Raw genomic sequence first — 1,109 nt, 5'->3', positions numbered from 1 at the left:
TGAGTGCCAATCACGCCAGACTGGGTCGAAACCTTTCGCTCTGATCATGTCTTCTACCGATGCCGCGCTACGCTCGTCACTGATTTCGAACTGTTCCAGTTCCACCTCTTCGGTCGCATAACCACCGGGTTGTGTTTTCGATGCCGCAGACATACTCGTAATGCCTAACGGTAATACATTGTCGCGAAACTGAGGTGATTCGCGCGTCGACAATGACAACTCCACTTCCGGATTAAACAGCCGATAGGCGCAAATCAATTGCACCAACTGCTTATCCGTCATGACAGATTTCGGTTGTAATCCCGACGCAGGTGCATTACCGGCACAAGGGCGTAAACGAGGAAAAGAAATCGAATAACGCGATTGCCAATAAGTACGCTCCAGGTAATCCAGATGCGCAGCAGCAAAAAAGCAGTCGGTGCGCCACTCTTCCAAACCAATCAAAGCGCCAATACCGATTTTGTCGATCCCCGCCTTTGCCAACCTATCAGGCGTTTCAAGCCGGTATCGGAAATCCATTTTATTGCCACGTAAATGATGCTGAGCATATGTTTTAGGATGATAGGTTTCTTGATACACCATCACCGCATCAAGGCCCAATGTTTTGAGCTCGGCGTATTCGTCCTGATCCAACGGTTGGACTTCCATCGCTAAATAGTTAAATCGCTGCTTGATAATTGGCACCATTTCGCGAAAGTATTTCATCCCAACTTTGGTCTCATGCTCACCCGTTACCAGTAATACGCTGTCAAACTTCATTCGCTTAATCGCACCAATCTCCGCCTCAACTTCGTCCCTATTCAGCGTTCTTCGCTTTATGCGGTTCTCCATAGAGAAGCCACAATAGGTACAAGCGTTGGCGCAAAGATTAGAGAGGTACAGCGGGATATACAGCGACATAGTGTTGCCAAAACGCTTACGCGTCAGCGAATAAGAAATCTTTGCCATCTGCTCTAAGTACGGTTCAGCTGCAGGAGAAATCAACGCTTTAAAATCTTCCAAATCTCGTTTGGGTTTTGCTAGCGCCCTTTCCACATCCTGCGCCGTTTTGGCATAAATCGACATGGAGATGTCATCCCAATCGAGCTGCTGAAAGCGATCATAAAAGC

The 1,109-nt window shown here is 47.8% G+C and carries 1 protein-coding gene; it reads right to left on the bottom strand.

Features of this window, described 5'->3' with window-relative positions:
- Window positions 1-1,109: 2-iminoacetate synthase ThiH (gene thiH, locus R7P72_RS25560; protein WP_318111032.1), on the bottom strand; the 1,109-nt coding region annotated here is incomplete at both ends.

It is taken from the genome of Vibrio sp. Vb0888 (assembly GCF_033338835.1).
In the GTDB taxonomy this organism is placed as follows: domain Bacteria; phylum Pseudomonadota; class Gammaproteobacteria; order Enterobacterales; family Vibrionaceae; genus Vibrio; species Vibrio alginolyticus.
Note: the sequence above shows the minus strand (reverse complement) of the source record. Positions and strands in the feature narration are given on the sequence as shown.